The organism is Citrobacter sp. CRE-46, from assembly GCF_059615875.1.
Genome location: NZ_CM184341.1, coordinates 1,602,700 through 1,619,731, shown reverse-complemented (window position 1 = coordinate 1,619,731; position 17,032 = coordinate 1,602,700). Strand labels below are relative to the sequence as shown.

18 protein-coding genes and 1 pseudogene are annotated in these 17,032 nt (G+C 43.0%); 17 read left to right on the top strand and 2 right to left on the bottom strand.

Annotation, left to right across the window (positions count from 1 at the left end):
- The first annotated feature begins 5 nt into the window (after positions 1–5).
- A complete protein-coding gene (locus AC534G_RS07595) occupies positions 6–1,160 on the top strand; it encodes an efflux RND transporter periplasmic adaptor subunit (protein WP_077224012.1) in 1,155 nt (384 codons plus the stop codon).
- 24 nt (positions 1,161–1,184) lie between these two features.
- Complete coding sequence (locus AC534G_RS07590; protein ID WP_110497281.1) at positions 1,185–4,322, top strand: efflux RND transporter permease subunit; 3,138 nt, start codon at positions 1,185–1,187, stop codon at positions 4,320–4,322.
- A 203-nt stretch (positions 4,323–4,525) separates the two neighbouring features.
- Here the strand turns inward: AC534G_RS07590 and AC534G_RS07585 are convergent, their stop codons facing one another.
- Complete coding sequence (locus AC534G_RS07585) at positions 4,526–5,095, bottom strand: HdeD family acid-resistance protein (protein WP_110497279.1); 570 nt, start codon at positions 5,093–5,095, stop codon at positions 4,526–4,528.
- A 265-nt stretch (positions 5,096–5,360) separates the two neighbouring features.
- On the opposite strand from AC534G_RS07585, the gene hdeA reads away from it, so the two are divergent.
- The 12 genes from hdeA to AC534G_RS07525 all read left to right on the top strand — a co-directional run bounded on the left by hdeA (position 5,361) and on the right by AC534G_RS07525 (position 14,565).
- Positions 5,361–5,675: an acid-activated periplasmic chaperone HdeA gene (hdeA, locus tag AC534G_RS07580; protein WP_110497277.1), complete on the top strand. Its 315-nt coding sequence runs from the start codon at positions 5,361–5,363 to the stop codon at positions 5,673–5,675.
- 155 nt (positions 5,676–5,830) lie between these two features.
- On the top strand, positions 5,831–6,076 hold the full coding sequence (gene hdeB / locus AC534G_RS07575; RefSeq protein WP_233638734.1) for an acid-activated periplasmic chaperone HdeB: 246 nt from the start codon (positions 5,831–5,833) through the stop codon (positions 6,074–6,076).
- Positions 6,077–6,172: 96 nt separating this feature from the next.
- Positions 6,173–7,432, top strand: a complete 1,260-nt coding sequence (locus AC534G_RS07570; protein WP_496594527.1) for an ammonium transporter — start codon at positions 6,173–6,175, stop codon at positions 7,430–7,432.
- A 3-nt stretch (positions 7,433–7,435) separates the two neighbouring features.
- Positions 7,436–7,738: an urease subunit gamma gene (locus tag AC534G_RS07565; protein ID WP_069325410.1), complete on the top strand. Its 303-nt coding sequence runs from the start codon at positions 7,436–7,438 to the stop codon at positions 7,736–7,738.
- A gap of 18 nt (positions 7,739–7,756) precedes the next feature.
- Entirely contained in the window at positions 7,757–8,185 is a 429-nt protein-coding gene (locus AC534G_RS07560) for an urease subunit beta (RefSeq protein ID WP_069325411.1), read from the top strand.
- 9 nt (positions 8,186–8,194) lie between these two features.
- A complete protein-coding gene (locus AC534G_RS07555; protein WP_069325412.1) occupies positions 8,195–9,913 on the top strand; it encodes an urease subunit alpha in 1,719 nt (572 codons plus the stop codon).
- A 13-nt stretch (positions 9,914–9,926) separates the two neighbouring features.
- A complete protein-coding gene (locus tag AC534G_RS07550; RefSeq protein ID WP_110497273.1) occupies positions 9,927–10,490 on the top strand; it encodes an urease accessory protein UreE in 564 nt (187 codons plus the stop codon).
- Positions 10,491–10,509: 19 nt separating this feature from the next.
- Positions 10,510–11,211 (top strand): urease accessory protein UreF, encoded by a 702-nt coding sequence (locus AC534G_RS07545; RefSeq protein ID WP_110498801.1) that lies wholly within the window; start codon positions 10,510–10,512, stop codon positions 11,209–11,211.
- A gap of 12 nt (positions 11,212–11,223) precedes the next feature.
- Complete coding sequence (ureG, locus tag AC534G_RS07540; RefSeq protein WP_069325413.1) at positions 11,224–11,883, top strand: urease accessory protein UreG; 660 nt, start codon at positions 11,224–11,226, stop codon at positions 11,881–11,883.
- A complete protein-coding gene (locus tag AC534G_RS07535) occupies positions 11,858–12,808 on the top strand; it encodes an urease accessory protein UreD (protein WP_110497271.1) in 951 nt (316 codons plus the stop codon). The genes ureG and AC534G_RS07535 overlap by 26 nt, the downstream gene beginning before the upstream one ends.
- A gap of 31 nt (positions 12,809–12,839) precedes the next feature.
- Complete coding sequence (yut, locus tag AC534G_RS07530) at positions 12,840–13,829, top strand: urea transporter (RefSeq protein ID WP_110497269.1); 990 nt, start codon at positions 12,840–12,842, stop codon at positions 13,827–13,829.
- A gap of 85 nt (positions 13,830–13,914) precedes the next feature.
- On the top strand, positions 13,915–14,565 hold the full coding sequence (locus tag AC534G_RS07525) for an MgtC/SapB family protein (RefSeq protein WP_110497268.1): 651 nt from the start codon (positions 13,915–13,917) through the stop codon (positions 14,563–14,565).
- Between the two features lie 192 nt (positions 14,566–14,757).
- Here the strand turns inward: AC534G_RS07525 and AC534G_RS07520 are convergent, their stop codons facing one another.
- Entirely contained in the window at positions 14,758–15,285 is a 528-nt protein-coding gene (locus tag AC534G_RS07520; RefSeq protein WP_069325416.1) for a helix-turn-helix domain-containing protein, read from the bottom strand.
- Between the two features lie 112 nt (positions 15,286–15,397).
- On the opposite strand from AC534G_RS07520, the pseudogene AC534G_RS07515 reads away from it, so the two are divergent.
- The 3 genes and pseudogenes from AC534G_RS07515 to AC534G_RS07505 form a co-directional block, all read left to right on the top strand.
- Positions 15,398–15,852, top strand: a pseudogene (locus AC534G_RS07515) (cupin domain-containing protein); the annotation flags it as partial.
- Entirely contained in the window at positions 15,838–16,287 is a 450-nt protein-coding gene (locus AC534G_RS07510) for a helix-turn-helix domain-containing protein (RefSeq protein ID WP_496594603.1), read from the top strand. The pseudogene AC534G_RS07515 and the gene AC534G_RS07510, both read left to right, overlap by 15 nt.
- 111 nt (positions 16,288–16,398) lie before the next feature.
- Positions 16,399–16,938: a DUF2058 domain-containing protein gene (locus AC534G_RS07505; RefSeq protein ID WP_038642407.1), complete on the top strand. Its 540-nt coding sequence runs from the start codon at positions 16,399–16,401 to the stop codon at positions 16,936–16,938.
- The last annotated feature ends 94 nt before the right edge of the window (positions 16,939–17,032 follow it).

The following is a 17,032-nucleotide window of genomic DNA, read 5'->3' as shown; positions in this document are numbered from 1 at the left end:
ATATGATGCAGATAAAAAGAAAATTCGCGGTAATTGGTCTGCTTAATCTTCTCTTCATCGGGGGATGTGACGACAGTAAAAATACGCTTCCACATCCCGCCGTACCGGATGTGGGGGTTATTACTCTGCAGGCTGAATCAATAAATATCACCAGCAAATTACCAGGACGCATTGTTCCTTTCGAAATTGCCGAGATACGCCCTCAAGTTGGTGGAATCATAATTAGTCGTCAGTTTAAAGAAGGCAGTAAGGTCAATGCAGGAGAGCAGTTGTTTCAGATTGATTCTGCCCCCTTGCTGGCAGAACTGGATCGAGCGAAGGGTAATCTGGCGAAGGCTCAATCCGCTGCGGATAACAGCCGTTTAACGTTAGATCGTTATACAGCATTACTAAAATCAAATTATGTCAGCCGACAGGACTATAACACGGCTCAAGCTAACGCAAAGGAAGCGCAGGCAAACCTCTTAGTGGCAAAAGCGGCAGTACAAAGTGCCAGAATCAACCTGAACTATGCCAGTGTCACTTCACCACTGAGTGGATTAAGCGGAAAACCCACAGTCACCATCGGTGCGTTAGTCACCGCCAACCAAACACAAGCACTGGTCACGGTTCAACGACTTGACCCGGTTTATGTCGATGTGACCCAGTCCGCCAATGATTTTCTTAAGCTAAAAACTGACATGGAACAAGGCGTAATTGAGCAAAGCCAAGGGCAGGTGACGGCCTTGCTGGAGTTTGATAACGGTAAGCGGTATGCCCACACGGGAAAATTGCAATTCTCTGACCTCACGGTAGATGAAACAACGGGATCAGTTACGCTCAGAGCTATTTTCCCGAATCCTGATAATACTCTTTTACCCGGCATGTATGTTACTGCTGTACTCAATGAAGGCATCCAGCACCATGTATTGCTGGTTCCGCAAGAAGCGGTCACCCGCAACGCCAGCGGCAAAGCGACAACGCTCATTCTCGATGCCGAGAACATCGTCCAGTTGCGTGAAATCACAGCTGCAAAAGCGATAGGAGATAAATGGCTGGTGACGTCAGGATTACGCCCTGGCGACAGAGTAATTGTCTCTGGTCTCCAGCAGATTCGTCCAGGCATTAAAGCCCATGCCCTTTCCTCCCCCCTGGAATCAAATCCCCCTTTACCTCAGTAAGGCCGGGTAACAGGAGTCTTCCTTATGGCGAATTTCTTTATTGAGCGCCCAGTCTTCGCCTGGGTTCTTGCTATTATCATGATGTTAAGCGGCATTATTGCCATCACTCAGTTGCCCATCGCCCAATACCCCAGCATTGCTCCACCTGCGATAACAATCACCGCGACTTACCCAGGCGCGGATGCACAGACCGTGCAAAACTCGGTGACGCAGATTATTGAACAGAATATGAATGGTCTGGATGGATTAATGTATATGTCCTCTACCAGCGATGCCTCCGGTAATGCGGTCATGACCCTCACGTTCGAATCGGGAACCAATCCAGATATCGCTCAGGTCCAGGTACAAAATAAACTCCAACTGGCGATGCCATCACTTCCGCAGCAAGTACAACAACAAGGTATCAGTGTTGATAAAGCAAGTAGCAACATTTTACTTGTTGCCGCATTTATTTCAGATGATGGGTCGCTTAACCAATACGATATTGCCGATTATGTCACGTCAAATATCAAAGATCCTCTCAGCAGAATCGCAGGGGTGGGTAGCATTCAGTTATTTGGTTCACAGCATGCCATGCGTATTTGGCTAGATCCGATAAAACTCAATCAATACCAACTTGTCCCTCAGGACATCATTCAAGAAATCAAAGTACAAAATAACCAAATATCCGGAGGGCAATTAGGTGGTGCGCCTCAGGCGAATAATCAGCAACTGAACGCCTCCATTATCGTTCAGACCCGGCTGCAAAATACTGATGAATTTGGAAATATTCTTCTGAAAGTTCAACAGGATGGCTCGCGAGTTACGCTGAATGACGTTGCCCATATCGAGCTGGGTGCTGAAAGTTATGGCACCGTTGCGAAGTACAATGGGAACCCCGCAGCAGGAATTGCGATTAAATTAGCGACCGGCGCGAATGCCCTTGATACTGCCAAATTAGTAAAAGAGGAAATATCCCGACTTTCCCCCTGGTTTCCCTATGGGCTCAAAACAGTTTATCCCTATGATACAACCCCTTTTATTCAGATATCGATACAAGAAGTAGTTAAAACTCTGGTTGAAGCTATTGTTTTAGTTTTCATCGTTATGTATCTATTCTTACAAAATTTTCGGGCAACACTTATTCCAACAATTGCAGTCCCGGTTGTCATATTAGGCACCTTTGCAGTGCTCGCCATAGCCGGCTTTACCATCAATACTCTGACCATGTTTGGCCTTGTTCTGGCTATTGGCCTGCTCGTTGATGATGCGATTGTGGTTGTCGAAAATGTTGAACGCGTGATTGCCGAAGAACACCTTTCGCCAAAAGAGGCCACACATAAATCGATGTCGCAAATTCAGGGGGCGCTGGTGGGAATTGTTCTTGTCCTCTCAGCGGTATTTGTACCAATGGCGTTACTGGGGGGCTCCACCGGTGAGATATACCGGCAATTCTCAGTAACTATTGTTGCCGCCATGGCGCTTTCCTTATTAACCGCCTTGTCATTAACCCCCGCACTGTGCGCCACATTGATCAAGCCGGTTCATCCAGATTCCCCCCACTCTCCACCACGTTTTTTCGCGTTGTTTAACCAGTACTTTGAGCGTTTTACTCAACATTACAGCGACAGTACACGCAAAATACTGCGAGTAACGTCTCGATATATCTTTCTGTATTTATTGATTATTATTACCATGATAGTGCTTTTTCTGCGCATTCCAACCTCGTTTTTACCTGAGGAAGATCAGGGCGTTTTGCTGACCATGGCACAGTTGCCGCCTGGCGCGACGCTGGTAAAAACCAATCAGGTACTTGCAGATGTAAGCCGCTACTACCTGGAACAGGAAAAAAAGAATGTGGAATCGGTCTTTACGGTTAGCGGTTTTGGATTCAGTGGGCAAGGTCAGAACAATGGCCTGGCTTTTGTCAGTCTGAAACCCTGGTCTGAGCGCACAGCCAGTACTGACGGTATTAATGCAATTATTCAACGTGCGGTTAAAGCACTAAGTACCATCAATCAGGCTATTGTCTATCCTTTCAATCTACCCGCCGTACCTGAACTTGGAACGGCCTCAGGGTTTGATCTGGAACTTATTGATAAAGCCAATCTGGGCCATCAAAAACTCACTCAGGCAAGAAATCAGCTCCTGGGAATGGCAAAACAGCATCCCGAACAGGTAGTCGGCGTTCGCCCCAATGGACTGGAGGATACCCCCATGTTCAGGGTACAGGTCAATGCAGCAAAAGCAGAATCCATGGGAGTCTCTCTCAGCGATATTAATCAAACGATCTCAACCGCTTTTGGTAGCAGCTACGTTAACGACTTTCTGGATAACGGACGCGTCAAAAAGGTCTTTGTGCAGGCAGCCATCCCCTACCGCATGCTGCCGGAAAATATTAATAGTTGGTATGTTCGTAACGCATCAGGAGATATGGTTCCGTTTAGCGCTTTTGCCTACACAGAATGGACTTATGGATCACCGCGTCTTGAACGCTATAACGGTTCCCCTTCGATGGAGATTCTTGGCGAAGCCGCGCCAGGTAAAAGTACCGGTGATGCCATGGCATTTATGGTCTCGCTCATTGAAAAGCTACCTGCTGGCATCGGATATGACTGGACAGGAATGTCTTATCAGGAGCGCTTATCCACTGAACAGGCCCCTATGCTGTACTTTATTTCAATCATTGTTGTTTTTCTGTGTCTGGCTGCGCTCTATGAAAGCTGGTCAATTCCATTTGCAGTAATGCTGGTTGTTCCACTTGGTGTTGTTGGAGCGTTGTTAGCGACCTGGCTACGCGGATTAACCAATGATGTTTATTTTCAGGTAGGTCTTTTGACCACGATTGGGTTATCCGCCAAAAATGCAATTTTGATTGTTGAATTTGCCGTTGAAATTATGCAAAAACAGGGGAAAAGCGATATCGAAGCAACATTGGATGCAGCACGTATGCGCCTAAGACCGATCCTGATGACCTCTCTGGCATTCATTCTTGGTGTGCTTCCATTGGTCATTAGTCATGGTGCGGGCTCGGGTGCGCAAAATGCGGTTGGAACAGGTGTGATGGGCGGGATGATAGCAGCAACCATTCTGGCGATATTTTTTGTTCCAGTATTTTTTATTGTTGTACATCGTTTGTTCACAAAAATAACAACAACAAAAGAAACCAAGAATAATAATTAAGATTTATTTATTAAAATACAACTGAGATATCTTTTGAAATGTATGTCGATATTATTTAGGATTGTACAGGCATCAGTACATACTGATCCCCTGAGAACATATTTAGCTATGCTTCCATTTTTACTGCCCGAAAGGGCAGTTTTTTTATATCTTAATGACCCCGTTACCGGGGCCTGGTGATAATATTATCTGAGGCTGTAATGCTATGGCTTACGAAACTGATTGGCAATAAATACGCAGCTAATCCCACTCAACATTAGTTCAATACCCGTTACCATTGACACCATATAAATTGATGCCTGCGGTTCAGCAGTAATAAAAAACCATGCAATAAAAAGATCCACAATACCGATCACCCCTTGCAACCATACTTTTTTATCTTTACGCCACTTAAAAAATGTGGTCAGTCGAATAACGCCTCCCAGACAAAACAGACACGCTAAAAATGTTGCAATAGCAAAAATTCCCAACTCGGGTGCCGTAATGAAAAAATAGCCCATCAAAAAATATGCGATACTGACGACTACCCCAGAAACAACGGGCCAAAAGTTATGCACCCTGTTCTTAAACATACCTATCGCCAATGCCACACCGCTACACATCAAAATTACGCCGACAATAATACTCAGTACACCTCCGGATACATACGGAAAAAGGATAAAAAGTACACCACCTAAGAACATCAGGCATGCCAGAAACTTAAGAAATCTCCGCTGTTTAACCAGCACATCATCGTCAAGCTTAGATAAAATATCTCGTGTTACATTTAACATTTGCTTCTCCTGTTAGCCAGAGTTCTACTGACAACATTAATTTATGCTAAATATCTTTAATAAATAACATATCGTTAATAATATAGTCTGATAACTTCATCTTAAACAAAGTGCAACTCTTTAAAATAAAAAGAAAATATTGAGCATATAAAAAAATCGGTTTCATTCAAAATATGACATTTATGCGGTTCCAGGATATATATTAATAGTCGCAATGAGACTTTCCACCCGTCGATATTAATTGATACAACAAGAGGTACCTTAGATGAATAAAACATTAAGCATTGTCGTTGGCTCTCTACTCATTATCCCTGCATTAAGTCAGGCGGCAGACAGTCACAAGCCAGTCAGCCAGTGGACATGTGAGGATTTTCTTGCCACAGATGCCACCTTCCAACCCACCGTTGTTGGCTTTGCTGAGGCCCTGAATAAGAAAGACAAACCGGAAGATGCGGTACTGGATGTTAAAGGCGTTGAAACTGTGACTCCTGCGCTGGTTCAGGCATGTATGCAGGATAAAAAAGCCAATTTTAAGAATAAAGCCGATAGTGAGTGGGATAAAATCAAAAAGGATCTGTAGTAAAGCCAACACCAATAATTTTATTTATTGACATCACTGAAGCGAGGACTGTCCCCCAGCAGTTCCCGCTTCAGTAAATAGATTTGATTCAATACACCGCGAGGTTATATATGAAACGCGTACTCATCACATTTACTCCTCTATTATCATTATTAATGCTAAGTATCCCGTTGGCGCATTCGGCAGAAAACAGTCCTGACAAAATGACCTGTCAGGAGTTTATCAATCTGAATCCCAAAGCAATGCTTCCTGTCGCATGGTGGATGCTTAATGAAGAAACGGTTTATAAAGGAGGAGACTCAGTCTCTTTGAATGAAACCGATCTTACCAGCATCCCGCAAGTTATTGAATATTGCAAACGTAACCCGCAATTAAAATTGTATTCATTCAAAGATAAATAATTATCTGTCAAAACAACAAGTCGTGATTAGCCCTTCGTACTAAGAATAGCTAAAACACATCATCTTTATAGACCTTAAGCAAGGGGCACAGGAGATATGGGAATATTACCTGTACAGTTTCAGATACTGGATCCAGCTAATACAGCATTTATGCTGTTGTGCACCAGTCTGGTCATGTTAATGACACCGGGGCTTGCTTTTTTTTACGGTGGTTTAGTCCAGCGTAAAGGCATACTCACCATTATGTTTCAAAGTTTTGTATCGATGAGCTGGGTAGCGATACTGTGGTTTTCTGTCGGTTATTCTTTAGCCTTTGGCCCTAGTCTAAATGGTATTATCGGCGATCCACTTCACTATGCTTTTTTAGATAATATCAATGCCAACACGCTGTTTACCGGTAATAACGCCGGGATCCCCCTTCTGGTTCATTTTGTTTACCAAATGATGTTCGCTATTATCACCCCAGCCCTGATCACTGGCGCTTTTGTTGGCAGGGTGAAGTTCAAGGCATATTTGATATTTATTACTCTATGGACCTTATTCGTTTATTGTCCGTTTGTACATATGGTCTGGAGCCCACAAGGCGTAATGGCTAAATGGGGTGTGGTTGATTTTGCCGGTGGTATCGTCGTCCATGCAACAGCTGGATTCGCGGCGCTGGCCTCTGCTTTATACGTTGGGCGACGAGTCATTCAACCTGATGGTAGCCATAACATTCCTTATATCGCTCTGGGTGCAGGATTGCTCTGGTTTGGCTGGTATGGTTTTAACGCAGGCTCAGAATTACAGGTTAACACTATTACCGTTTCCGCTTTTGTCACCACCGATATTACTGCTGCTTTTGCGGGAGCAACATGGCTATTAATTGAAAAAATGCACACCGGCAAACCTAAGTTCGTAGGTTTCCTGACCGGGGCCGTCGCAGGTCTTGCCACCATCACACCTGCAGCAGGATATGTTTCAATTCATTCTGCCGCATTTATTGGCATTGTTGCCGGTTTTATCTGCTATTACTGCGCACTACTCGTTAAAAAATATGTCGATGATGCACTGGACGTTTTTGGCGTACATGGTATGGGTGGGATTACTGGTTCTATTCTACTCGGTGTTTTTGCCTCTCAGGCCTGGAACAGCAAAGGGCCATCAGGATTGCTGGAAGGTGGTGGAATATTGCAGGTTGCGAAACAACTTGCCGCAGTACTGATTACCAGCATATGGTCTTTTATCTTTACTCTGCTCATTTTATGGATAATTAATAAAGTTACCCCAGTGCGAATTTCAACCAATGACGCGCGCCAATCTCCTGATTATTCAGCATTTGGCGAAGATGCTTATGCCCCTTCAGGTAAGGAGTAATTAATGAAACTTAGCCCCAGAGAAATAGAGAAAATAATGATTTATTCACTTGCCAGTGTGGCTCAAATCAGGAAAGAAAAAGGAATAAAATTAAATTATCCAGAAGCCGTTGCTATTATTGCGTCAACAGCCATGGAGAGTGCCAGAGAAGGAAATGATCTGGAAACCGTCATGAATAAATCAAGAGATATTCTGAGTAAAGATGACGTCATGGAAGGCGTCGCAGATCTTATCCCACAAATACAAGTAGAAGCTATTTTTACCGATGGTAGCAGACTGATAACTGTGCACGATCCTATTCGTTAATGGCAGGAGAAACGGACTATGTCTGAAGATAAAAATGCAATACCTGTACCCTATGGTGGCTACGTTTTACACGATACCCCTGTTTCATTTAATACAGAGAAACCTGTAACAAAAGTACGTGTCAAGAATACGGGAGATCGCCCTGTTCAGGTAGGCTCACATTTTCATTTTTTTGAGGTTAACAAAGAACTAGAGTTTGATCGTGAAAGTGCACTGGGTAAACGCTTAAACATTACGGCCACGACTGCAATACGCTTTGAACCAGGTGATGAAATAGAGGTAGAACTCATCCCCTATAGTGGTAATAACGATATTTTTGGATTTAATAATCTTGTCGATATGACTGGTCAACAGCTCGCTGACGTCATAAATGATCCAATAAAATTGAAATCACTAATTGATAACGCCCGGCAAGCCGGCTTCAAAATGCCAAACCATCCCAGCTAAGGATCTCTTATGCCAACTATATCCAGAAAGGAATATTCCAGTCTGTTTGGTCCAACGACCGGTGATAAAATTCGTTTAGGTGAAACTGATTTATATATTGAAATCGAAAAAGATTTACGTGGTTATGGTGACGAATCAGTCTATGGTGGAGGAAAATCTCTACGTGATGGAATGGGCGCGAATAATCAGTATTCCCGTGACCAGGGGGTCCTCGATCTGGTTATTACAAATGTCACGATAGTTGATGCAAAACTTGGTGTGATTAAAGCGGATGTAGGCATTAAGGATGGACTGATCTCGGGAATTGGTAAAAGCGGTAACCCCGCAATTATGTCCGGCATAACACCTGGAATGACGGTTGGGCTTAGTACCGATGCTATATCAGGCGAGCATTTGATTCTGACTGCGGCAGGCATCGACTCCCACATTCATCTCATCTCACCTCAGCAAGCTTATGCGGCATTGTCTAACGGTGTTACCACCTTCTTCGGTGGAGGTATAGGACCCACTGATGGTACGAATGGAACCACAGTGACTGCCGGTCCTAAGAATATGCGTGCTATGTTACGCGCATGGGAAGGAATTCCGGTCAATATTGGTCTCCTGGGCAAAGGCAATGCCTACAATAAAGCGCCTCTCGAAGAGCAAATCATTGCCGGTGCAGTTGGGCTAAAAGTACATGAAGACTGGGGCGCGACGCCAAATGCGCTTCGACATGCGCTTCGCACCGCCGATGCTATGGATATTCAGGTTTCTGTACACACTGACAGTCTCAACGAAGCAGGATATGTCGAGAATACGATTGCCGCCTTTGAAGGAAGAACAATTCACACTTTTCATACAGAAGGCGCTGGCGGTGGTCATGCCCCGGATATTATTAAGGTCGCCAGCCAACCAAACGTCCTGCCAAGTTCCACCAATCCAACACTACCTTTTGGGATCAACAGCCAGGCAGAACTGTTCGATATGATTATGGTGTGCCACAACCTCAATCCTAACGTGGCTGCCGATGTTTCATTTGCAGAAAGCCGCGTTCGTCCTGAGACCATTGCAGCAGAAAATATCCTGCATGATATGGGCGTAATATCTATGTTCTCCAGCGATTCTCAGGCTATGGGACGCGTGGGCGAAAACTGGCTTCGCCTGGTACAAACTGCGCATGCCATGAAAGTTGCTCGCGGAAAATTACCGGAAGATAGTCCAAATAATGATAATTTCCGCGTTCTCCGATACGTCGCCAAAATTACGATTAACCCGGCCATTACGCAAGGCGTTAGTCATATTATTGGTTCTGTCGAAGTGGGTAAGATGGCTGACCTGGTACTCTGGGAACCACAATTTTTTGGGGCCAAACCAAAACTCATTATTAAAGGGGGAATGATTAACTGGTCTTTAATGGGTGACCCTAACGCTTCGCTGCCTACTCCTCAGCCAGTATTTTATCGCCCTATGTTTGGTGCAATGGGGAAAACCCTGCAGGATACCTGCCTTACTTTCGTATCACAGGCAGCCTTTGATGATGACGTTAAAGAAAAAGCGGGTCTTGAAAGACAGGTTGTCGCAGTCCAAAACTGTCGAAATATCAGTAAACACGATCTTATCAGAAATAATGCGACCCCAAAAATTGACGTCAACCCAGAGACATTCGCCGTCAAAGTTGATGGTGTGCACGCTACCTGCCAACCCATTCAAACTGCGGTAATGAATCAAAAATATTTCTTTGGTTAATAGGAAAATAGCTATGTACTTAATTGAAAAAACTCTCGGGAATATCAATTCTCGTGGCGAGCTTGACCTCTCTGCTGAAGGTATTAAACATGATGTGTTGGTACTCGAACAATGGGAAGCACAAAAAAGTCGTTGCCGAAAAAAAAGTCAACTCGGCTACGATATCGGTTTATCTCTGGACCGTCATCTCCGTCTTAATGATGGCGACATTCTTTTATATGACAAAAATAACCGTTATTTACTTACTGTAAAAATACAGCTCCGACGCGTGATGATTGTCGACCTGGGATTATTTGGCGTAGAGAAAATTACCGACCTTCTCACCCGTGCTTTTGAATTAGGTCATGCTCTAGGGAATCAGCACTGGAAGGCCGTCATAAAAGGATACTGCGTTTTTATTCCTATTGTTGTTGCTGATAAAATGTTGGCTTCGGTAATGAAATCTCATGGGTATACAGAAGGTCAATATTACTTCACTGAAGGTGAAAAAGTCATTCCACTCTTAACCCCATCTGAGTCAAGACTTCTGTTTGGCGGTACTGAAGAAGCGCATACACATGTACACATTGATCACTAACGTAATAGGATTGCCGAATATGCCAGATAGTTCATACAGATTACTGAACATTGCACGAATACTGCAGTTTGGAGATTCGGTCCTTCCTGTCGGGGCATTTACTTTTTCCTGCGGGGTTGAGTCTGCAATTTCATGCGGAATTGTCTATGACGACAAGACCCTCAAACAATATGTCTGTACAGCACTTTTGCAGGCTGCAAAATGTGATGCTGTCGCGCAAATACAAAGCATGCGCGCCTGCCGCAATAACAAGTTAAGTGAGCTTATCTCTATTGATAATGATGTAATCAGTAGAAAACTATCACCTGAATCCCGATTAATGACCCAAAGAATGGGTAAAAAATTAACTGAGCTTGCAGCGGCTATTTACCATGAGCGGGTATTTGACTGGTGGCTTGAACAAATTCGTCAAGGCCGTGTTAATGGCACTTATCCTGTCTCTCATGCTTTGTTGATGCATCGTTTAGAGCTTGATGAAGAAGCTATGCTGGTCATGCATTTTTATGGTGTAGCGATGACTATTCTAAGTGCGGCGCAAAGATTGATGAGGATTACGCATCTGGATAGCCAAAAAATCCTGGCTGAGGCCACGTTACTTTTTCCTGATTATGCTGAAATGGCGCATAACACCCGTCCGGAAGAGATGTCTTCATTTTCTCCGGTAGTCGATATTCTGGCGGCTATCCACGTCGATGCCCATGTACGTTTATTTATGAATTAACTGAGGTTTGTAATGAAGAAAATTACCCGGATTGGTATTGGTGGTCCCGTAGGTTCAGGAAAAACGGCTATTATTGAAGTTATTACTCCTGTTCTTATTCATCGGGGATATAAACCCCTGATCGTAACCAATGATGTTGTTACAACAGAAGATGCAAAGCAGGTCAAAAGGACATTAAAAGGAATATTAGAAGAAGAAAAAATCATTGGTGTTGAAACAGGGGCATGCCCACATACCGCAGTACGTGAAGATCCCAGTATGAATATTGCTGCCGTTGAAGAAATGGAAGACAAATTTCCAGATAGCGATTTAATAATGATTGAAAGCGGTGGTGATAATCTCACCCTCACCTTCAGCCCTGCATTAGCAGACTTTTATATTTATGTCATTGACGTAGCAGAAGGGGAAAAAATCCCACGTAAAAATGGTCCAGGCCTGGTACAGGCGGATATTTTGGTTATCAATAAAATTGATTTAGCACCATATGTCGGTGCCAGTCTTGAGGTAATGGAATCGGATACCCGTCATGTCAGAAATAGTCGCCCTTATATTTTAACTAACTGTAAAACGGGTGAAGGTATTGAGCAGCTTGTCGACATGATTGAGCGTGATTTTTTATTTGGCCACACGATTAAAGGAAAGCTGGATGACTCACCCACAGAATTTGAATAACCTGGTGGAAAAGGCCCGGATGTGTTGGGAGAAGCAGATCCCTGTAGAATATCGTCAGCAGCCCGAGCAAATGCCCAGCGGAGCGATCGGGAAGGATGGTTTTTTATATCTCAGCTTTACCCGTTCCGGGAGAAAAAGCATTCTTCATCGTATGGAAAAACGAACACCATTGTTTGCACAAAAGGCCTTGTATCATGACGAAGCGCTGCCCGCTCTTCCCTGCGTGACCGTGATCTCAACTTCAGGCTGTGTGCTACAAGGGGATCGCATGGTGTTATCCATTAATGTGGGTGAAAATGCTTTCGCCAGCGTCAGTACCCAATCAGCCACCAAAGTGCATTCCATGGATAAAAACTATGGGGCACAGCTTCAAATTATTCAGCTGAACGAAAATGCTTATCTGGAATATCTACCCGACCCTTTAATCCTGCACCGCAACGCAAGATTTATTAACGATACCGTGATTGAATATAAAAGAAGCGCAACACTTATTTATTCAGAAATCATTATACCTGGTCGTCGTTATCACCATGAAAATGAGCTGAACGGTTTTGACTATTATTCATCAAATGTAACTGCAAAAGATGAGTCCGGACACGTTGTTTTTAAGGAGCAAATTGCGCTAAAACCCAGAGAACATCCAATGACAGAGATCGGAGTTATGGGAGATTTTCAGGTTCTCGGCACCATTTTCATATTAACCCCTACAGAAAATATATCATCCATTCTGGCAGCTTTCCCTGCGCATTATGGTAAGGATTGTTGCTATGGTATGTCAACACTACCAGCGGAATCTGGTCTTGTATTTAAGATACTCGCTAATGACAGTGCCGTTATAAAAGAACATCTTCGCAAGGTTTGGGCTATGGTAAGAAAAATCGTTCTGAATGCAGAATTACCGCCACCGTTTATCTGGAAACAATAATATCCTTTACAATCTCTACTGGTACATAATGATGACAATACACCCCATTTCGGTATTATGGAAGAATAATACGGATAAGCATTATTCTCTCAAAATTATTGATATATCATTACGTGGTTGTGCTCAGGTAATGTTCCAAAATAATCCCATCACAGGGTTACTTTTTTTTATTGCTATATTTATTGCCGCTTATAACAATAACAACCCTTTAGCAGCATGGGGGTGTATAGTCGGAACTGTCCTGGCTTCGATAACAGGGGCAATAGCCCATGATGTTAAAAGTTGGCGGGATGGTCTCTATAGCTATAATGGCTGTCTGGTCGGCATTGCTATTCCTGTATTTATAACTGCGACACCAATAATGTGGCTATGCCTGGTCGTTGGTAGTGTTGTATCGGTTATTGCTACGGTATGCATTGCGGATATACTAAAAACATGGAAAGTCGCTGCGCTAACTGCCCCATTCGTGCTGACAACCTGGGTAATTCTACTTGCCAGCTATGCTTTTCATAATATCTATGGCTCTGGTCTTCCTGCCCCTGAATTGTCACAACATTACATAGCAGCGTCTCAAAACCATTACTCAATTAGCTTTTTTATCGACGGTACACTACATGGGGTCTCACAAGTGTTTTTATTCCCTGGGATCCTTGCTAGTTTGTTCTTCATTGCTGGTCTGGCGGTAGAATCTGTCGTATGTGCCTGTTATGCCATCATTGGCTCTTTTATTGCGACACTCCTTGCTTGTTATCTGGGAGCCAATCCTCACGAGATTGAGGCAGGATTGTATGCCTTTAGCGCCGTTCTCACATCAGTTGCACTGGGCACAGTCTTTAATCACCCTGGCTGGCAAGTCTTTATTTACACCGTTTCAGGAATTATCTTTACGGTCTTTATCCAGGCAGCAATGAATGTGCTTTTAATGCCTTTTGGCCTGCCGACCTTAACCATGCCGTTTGTTATTTCATCATGGTTATTCTTAGTTCCAAATAAAGAATTAATGCCAGAACATCGTCATTAATTAAATAATACGGTTGAGGTGAGAATATTTTAATTATTTCTGCATGTGTGATTTTCGTTTTAACTGCAGCACAGAGAGAATCATTATGATTGAAGAGTTTCTTTTACGGCTCATGTTAGCCAGTTTCTTAGGTGGCGTAATTGGTCTGGAACGTCAAATACGCGCCAAAGAAGCAGGAGTACGGACTCATATATTGATTGGTATTGGCAGTGCCATGTTCATGATTGTTTCTAAGTACGGTTTCTATGATGTTATTGGGCATGAACATATTGGATTAGACCCCAGCAGAATCGCAGCTCAGGTTGTCACAGGTGTTGGTTTTCTGGGCGCGGGGAATATTTTGGTCCAAAAACAAACCATTAGAGGTTTAACGACAGCAGCGGATGTGTGGGTCACTGCAGCAATAGGTCTGGTTATCGGCAGTGGAATGTATGAAGTCGGCATCGCTGGTACGATTATGGCACTCATCGTGCTGGAGTTCTTCCGTCAGCTTACCTATCGCTTTTTAAATCATCACTTGCAACTACGCATACGTATTGCAGCCGGTGCAGCACAATCTGTTCTGGCCTGGATTACTGACCAGGGTTATCGCATACAAGTGCGTTCACTGGCTAAAGATACGGTTGAATGTTATGTACTTACGGCAAATTTAGAGTGCACAAAAGAAATCGATGTATTTCAGGTAATTTCTATGCTTAATAAAAACCCTGCTATTAAAGAGGTCTCTGTGGTGTAATGTAATAAATATTATGCCACATACAATAATAACTTGCTTAATTATTGTATGTGGTGCTTATTTTTGAGAATAGGATTAAACTATCATTTTAAAATGATACAGGCATGGTAAGCTGTGCTATACAATACTTGCCATTTCTGCACTTTAACAATTTAATCCTAATCTCGAAACACGAGATCCTGCATCTGGTTACTATAGATAACATGATATTTGATGTCGTACTAAATCACTCATTTTCCTGAGTTTCAGCAACAACATGATATTATACTTATGGCAATAGTAGGTCTTTAATGAGATATGCATTTCCTCAGCAATTGAGTAACATGATTTTTGCTGCAAAATGTAGGTAAGAATTTGATGCTGGCGACGAGAAAACGATAACTCTGGAGAGATATCAAGATTTTCATCGCAATTCAGCAAAGTAATGAAAGCATGCAGCGAAACGTTTCGATTGATAAAAACAACAGGGATATCTCCGAAACATCTTTTGATTCTAAATGGCGCAAGTATGAAAACCTTAGCTGGTTGTATCCTCTCCAGTTGATAATCTATACTGGTATAGAAAATGTTGTTGTTAAACGTATCAATTATCACTTTTACATTACGCTCTTCTATAGTGCAAAAGTCTTCAGCATGCTGAATATGGACAATAACGTCTGTTTTGATAAGGTGATAAATAGCCTGTAGCAACATAATATCTTTAGTAAATACCAGAAACACTACCCTCTCCTGCAATACATAACTTGATTAACAAATCTTATAGTTACTTAACGAAACTATCTATACAACATCGTTTCAAAATCATTTTATTACTGACAATATTGGGGAATACATGAATACTTCAGGCTGGCTACTTAAAGGAGGTGAAGCAAGTACATCCGTCTTCCACCTCGGCAGATATTGTAGCGAATGGAAAGCATCAACATACCCCTATGGAGAACCGAGCTTTCATATCGTTCTGGGCGGGGAATGCTGGCTGGATTTGTTAAACCAACAACCGCGTATCATGCTGGAACAAGGAGATATTCTGTTTTTTTTAATAACTTCCCATTTTTTCTTACCTCCTCACCAGATACAAATATTGTTGACTTACCCCGCAGAAAGATGATTAAAATTGAAGATTCATCTTCTAATTCCACCGATCTGCTGTGTGGTTTCATCCAACCTAACTCTATCGCCAGTCAATTGCTGTTTGCCTTACTACCGGATATATATCTTATTAAGAAAAAAGATGACGTCAGTAACAAAATACACTCTCTATTTGAGTTATTAATGACAGAAGTTAATGCTTCTGCCGATGAAAATAATTGCATTATTGCCCATTTAACTGACGCTATTTTGCACTATGTGGTTAGTGAATCTACTTCCTTATATGACATTGATATAAATATACTGAATGCTGCTAATGATGAACCGTTAGCAAAATTAATTATTGCTATACTAGATAATCCTGAGCATTCATGGACACTGGACGATATGGCTCGCTTCACTTATATGTCACGCTCAACATTTATTCGCCGCATATTAAAAGCGACAAGCTATACACCGAACCTGGTATTGAGCAAACTAAGAATTTATGTGTCATTAAACATGCTCAGAAGGGGTATGAAAACAGAGGATATTTACAGCCACGTCGGGTATGAGTCATTGTCTGGATTCTACCAGGCATTCAAACGCGTTATGGGAACTGCACCCGGGGATTATCTATCTTCCTTCAAATAAAACGACCAGCGGGATGAATGTCAGGGGCTCGAGAAAAGCTCCGCATTCTGGCTTCCCACCGAACCTTAAGGTTATAATCCTTACAACGATTTTATTGGATTAGAAGCGACGATGACAAAACTTACCCTACAGGAACAGATGCTTAAGGCCGGTCTGGTCAGCAGCAAAAAAATGGCAAAAGTGCAGAGAACGGCGAAAAAATCGCGCGTTCAGGCTCGTGAAGCCAGAGAGGCGGTGGAAGAGAATAAAAAAGCACAGGCCGAGCGTGATAAACAGCTCAGCGAGCAGCAAAAGCAGGCTGCGCTGTCTAAAGAGTATAAAGCGCAGATCAAACAACTTATTGAAATGAATAAAATCACCATTTCTCGTGGCGATATTGGTTACAACTTCACTGATAATAACCTAATCAAAAAAGTCTATGTTGATAAAGTGACCCAGTCGCAGTTAATCAAGGGCCGTCTGGCCATTGCGCGTCTGACGGCTGAAAGCAGCAGCGATAGCGAATATGCCATCATTCCGGCTGTCGTCGCCGATAAAATTGCCCAGCGCGATGCAAGCTATATTGTATTAAATTGCGAGCTTAGCCAGGAAGCGAAGGACGAAGACGATCCGTATGCTGATTTTGTCGTCCCTGATGATTTGATGTGGTAAGAAAAACAAACAGATAATTCAGACTTCCGTCGCGTATTTCGGTGAGCGCTCGCGCCGCCACCGAAATACTGTCAACGTCTCTTCTTCTGGAACC

Bases quoted from the DNA above. Each gene is read 5' to 3' on its own strand.
- AC534G_RS07595 (WP_077224012.1), top strand. From the start codon at position 6: ATGCAGATAAAAAGAAAATTCGCGGTAATTGGTCTGCTTAATCTTCTC.
- AC534G_RS07590 (WP_110497281.1), top strand. From the start codon at position 1,185: ATGGCGAATTTCTTTATTGAGCGCCCAGTCTTCGCCTGGGTTCTTGCT.
- AC534G_RS07585 (WP_110497279.1), bottom strand. From the start codon at position 5,095: ATGTTAAATGTAACACGAGATATTTTATCTAAGCTTGACGATGATGTG.
- hdeA (WP_110497277.1), top strand. From the start codon at position 5,361: ATGAATAAAACATTAAGCATTGTCGTTGGCTCTCTACTCATTATCCCT.
- hdeB (WP_233638734.1), top strand. From the start codon at position 5,831: ATGCTAAGTATCCCGTTGGCGCATTCGGCAGAAAACAGTCCTGACAAA.
- AC534G_RS07570 (WP_496594527.1), top strand. From the start codon at position 6,173: ATGGGAATATTACCTGTACAGTTTCAGATACTGGATCCAGCTAATACA.
- AC534G_RS07565 (WP_069325410.1), top strand. From the start codon at position 7,436: ATGAAACTTAGCCCCAGAGAAATAGAGAAAATAATGATTTATTCACTT.
- AC534G_RS07560 (WP_069325411.1), top strand. From the start codon at position 7,757: ATGTCTGAAGATAAAAATGCAATACCTGTACCCTATGGTGGCTACGTT.
- AC534G_RS07555 (WP_069325412.1), top strand. From the start codon at position 8,195: ATGCCAACTATATCCAGAAAGGAATATTCCAGTCTGTTTGGTCCAACG.
- AC534G_RS07550 (WP_110497273.1), top strand. From the start codon at position 9,927: ATGTACTTAATTGAAAAAACTCTCGGGAATATCAATTCTCGTGGCGAG.
- AC534G_RS07545 (WP_110498801.1), top strand. From the start codon at position 10,510: ATGCCAGATAGTTCATACAGATTACTGAACATTGCACGAATACTGCAG.
- ureG (WP_069325413.1), top strand. From the start codon at position 11,224: ATGAAGAAAATTACCCGGATTGGTATTGGTGGTCCCGTAGGTTCAGGA.
- AC534G_RS07535 (WP_110497271.1), top strand. From the start codon at position 11,858: ATGACTCACCCACAGAATTTGAATAACCTGGTGGAAAAGGCCCGGATG.
- yut (WP_110497269.1), top strand. From the start codon at position 12,840: ATGACAATACACCCCATTTCGGTATTATGGAAGAATAATACGGATAAG.
- AC534G_RS07525 (WP_110497268.1), top strand. From the start codon at position 13,915: ATGATTGAAGAGTTTCTTTTACGGCTCATGTTAGCCAGTTTCTTAGGT.
- AC534G_RS07510 (WP_496594603.1), top strand. From the start codon at position 15,838: ATGACAGAAGTTAATGCTTCTGCCGATGAAAATAATTGCATTATTGCC.
- AC534G_RS07505 (WP_038642407.1), top strand. From the start codon at position 16,399: ATGACAAAACTTACCCTACAGGAACAGATGCTTAAGGCCGGTCTGGTC.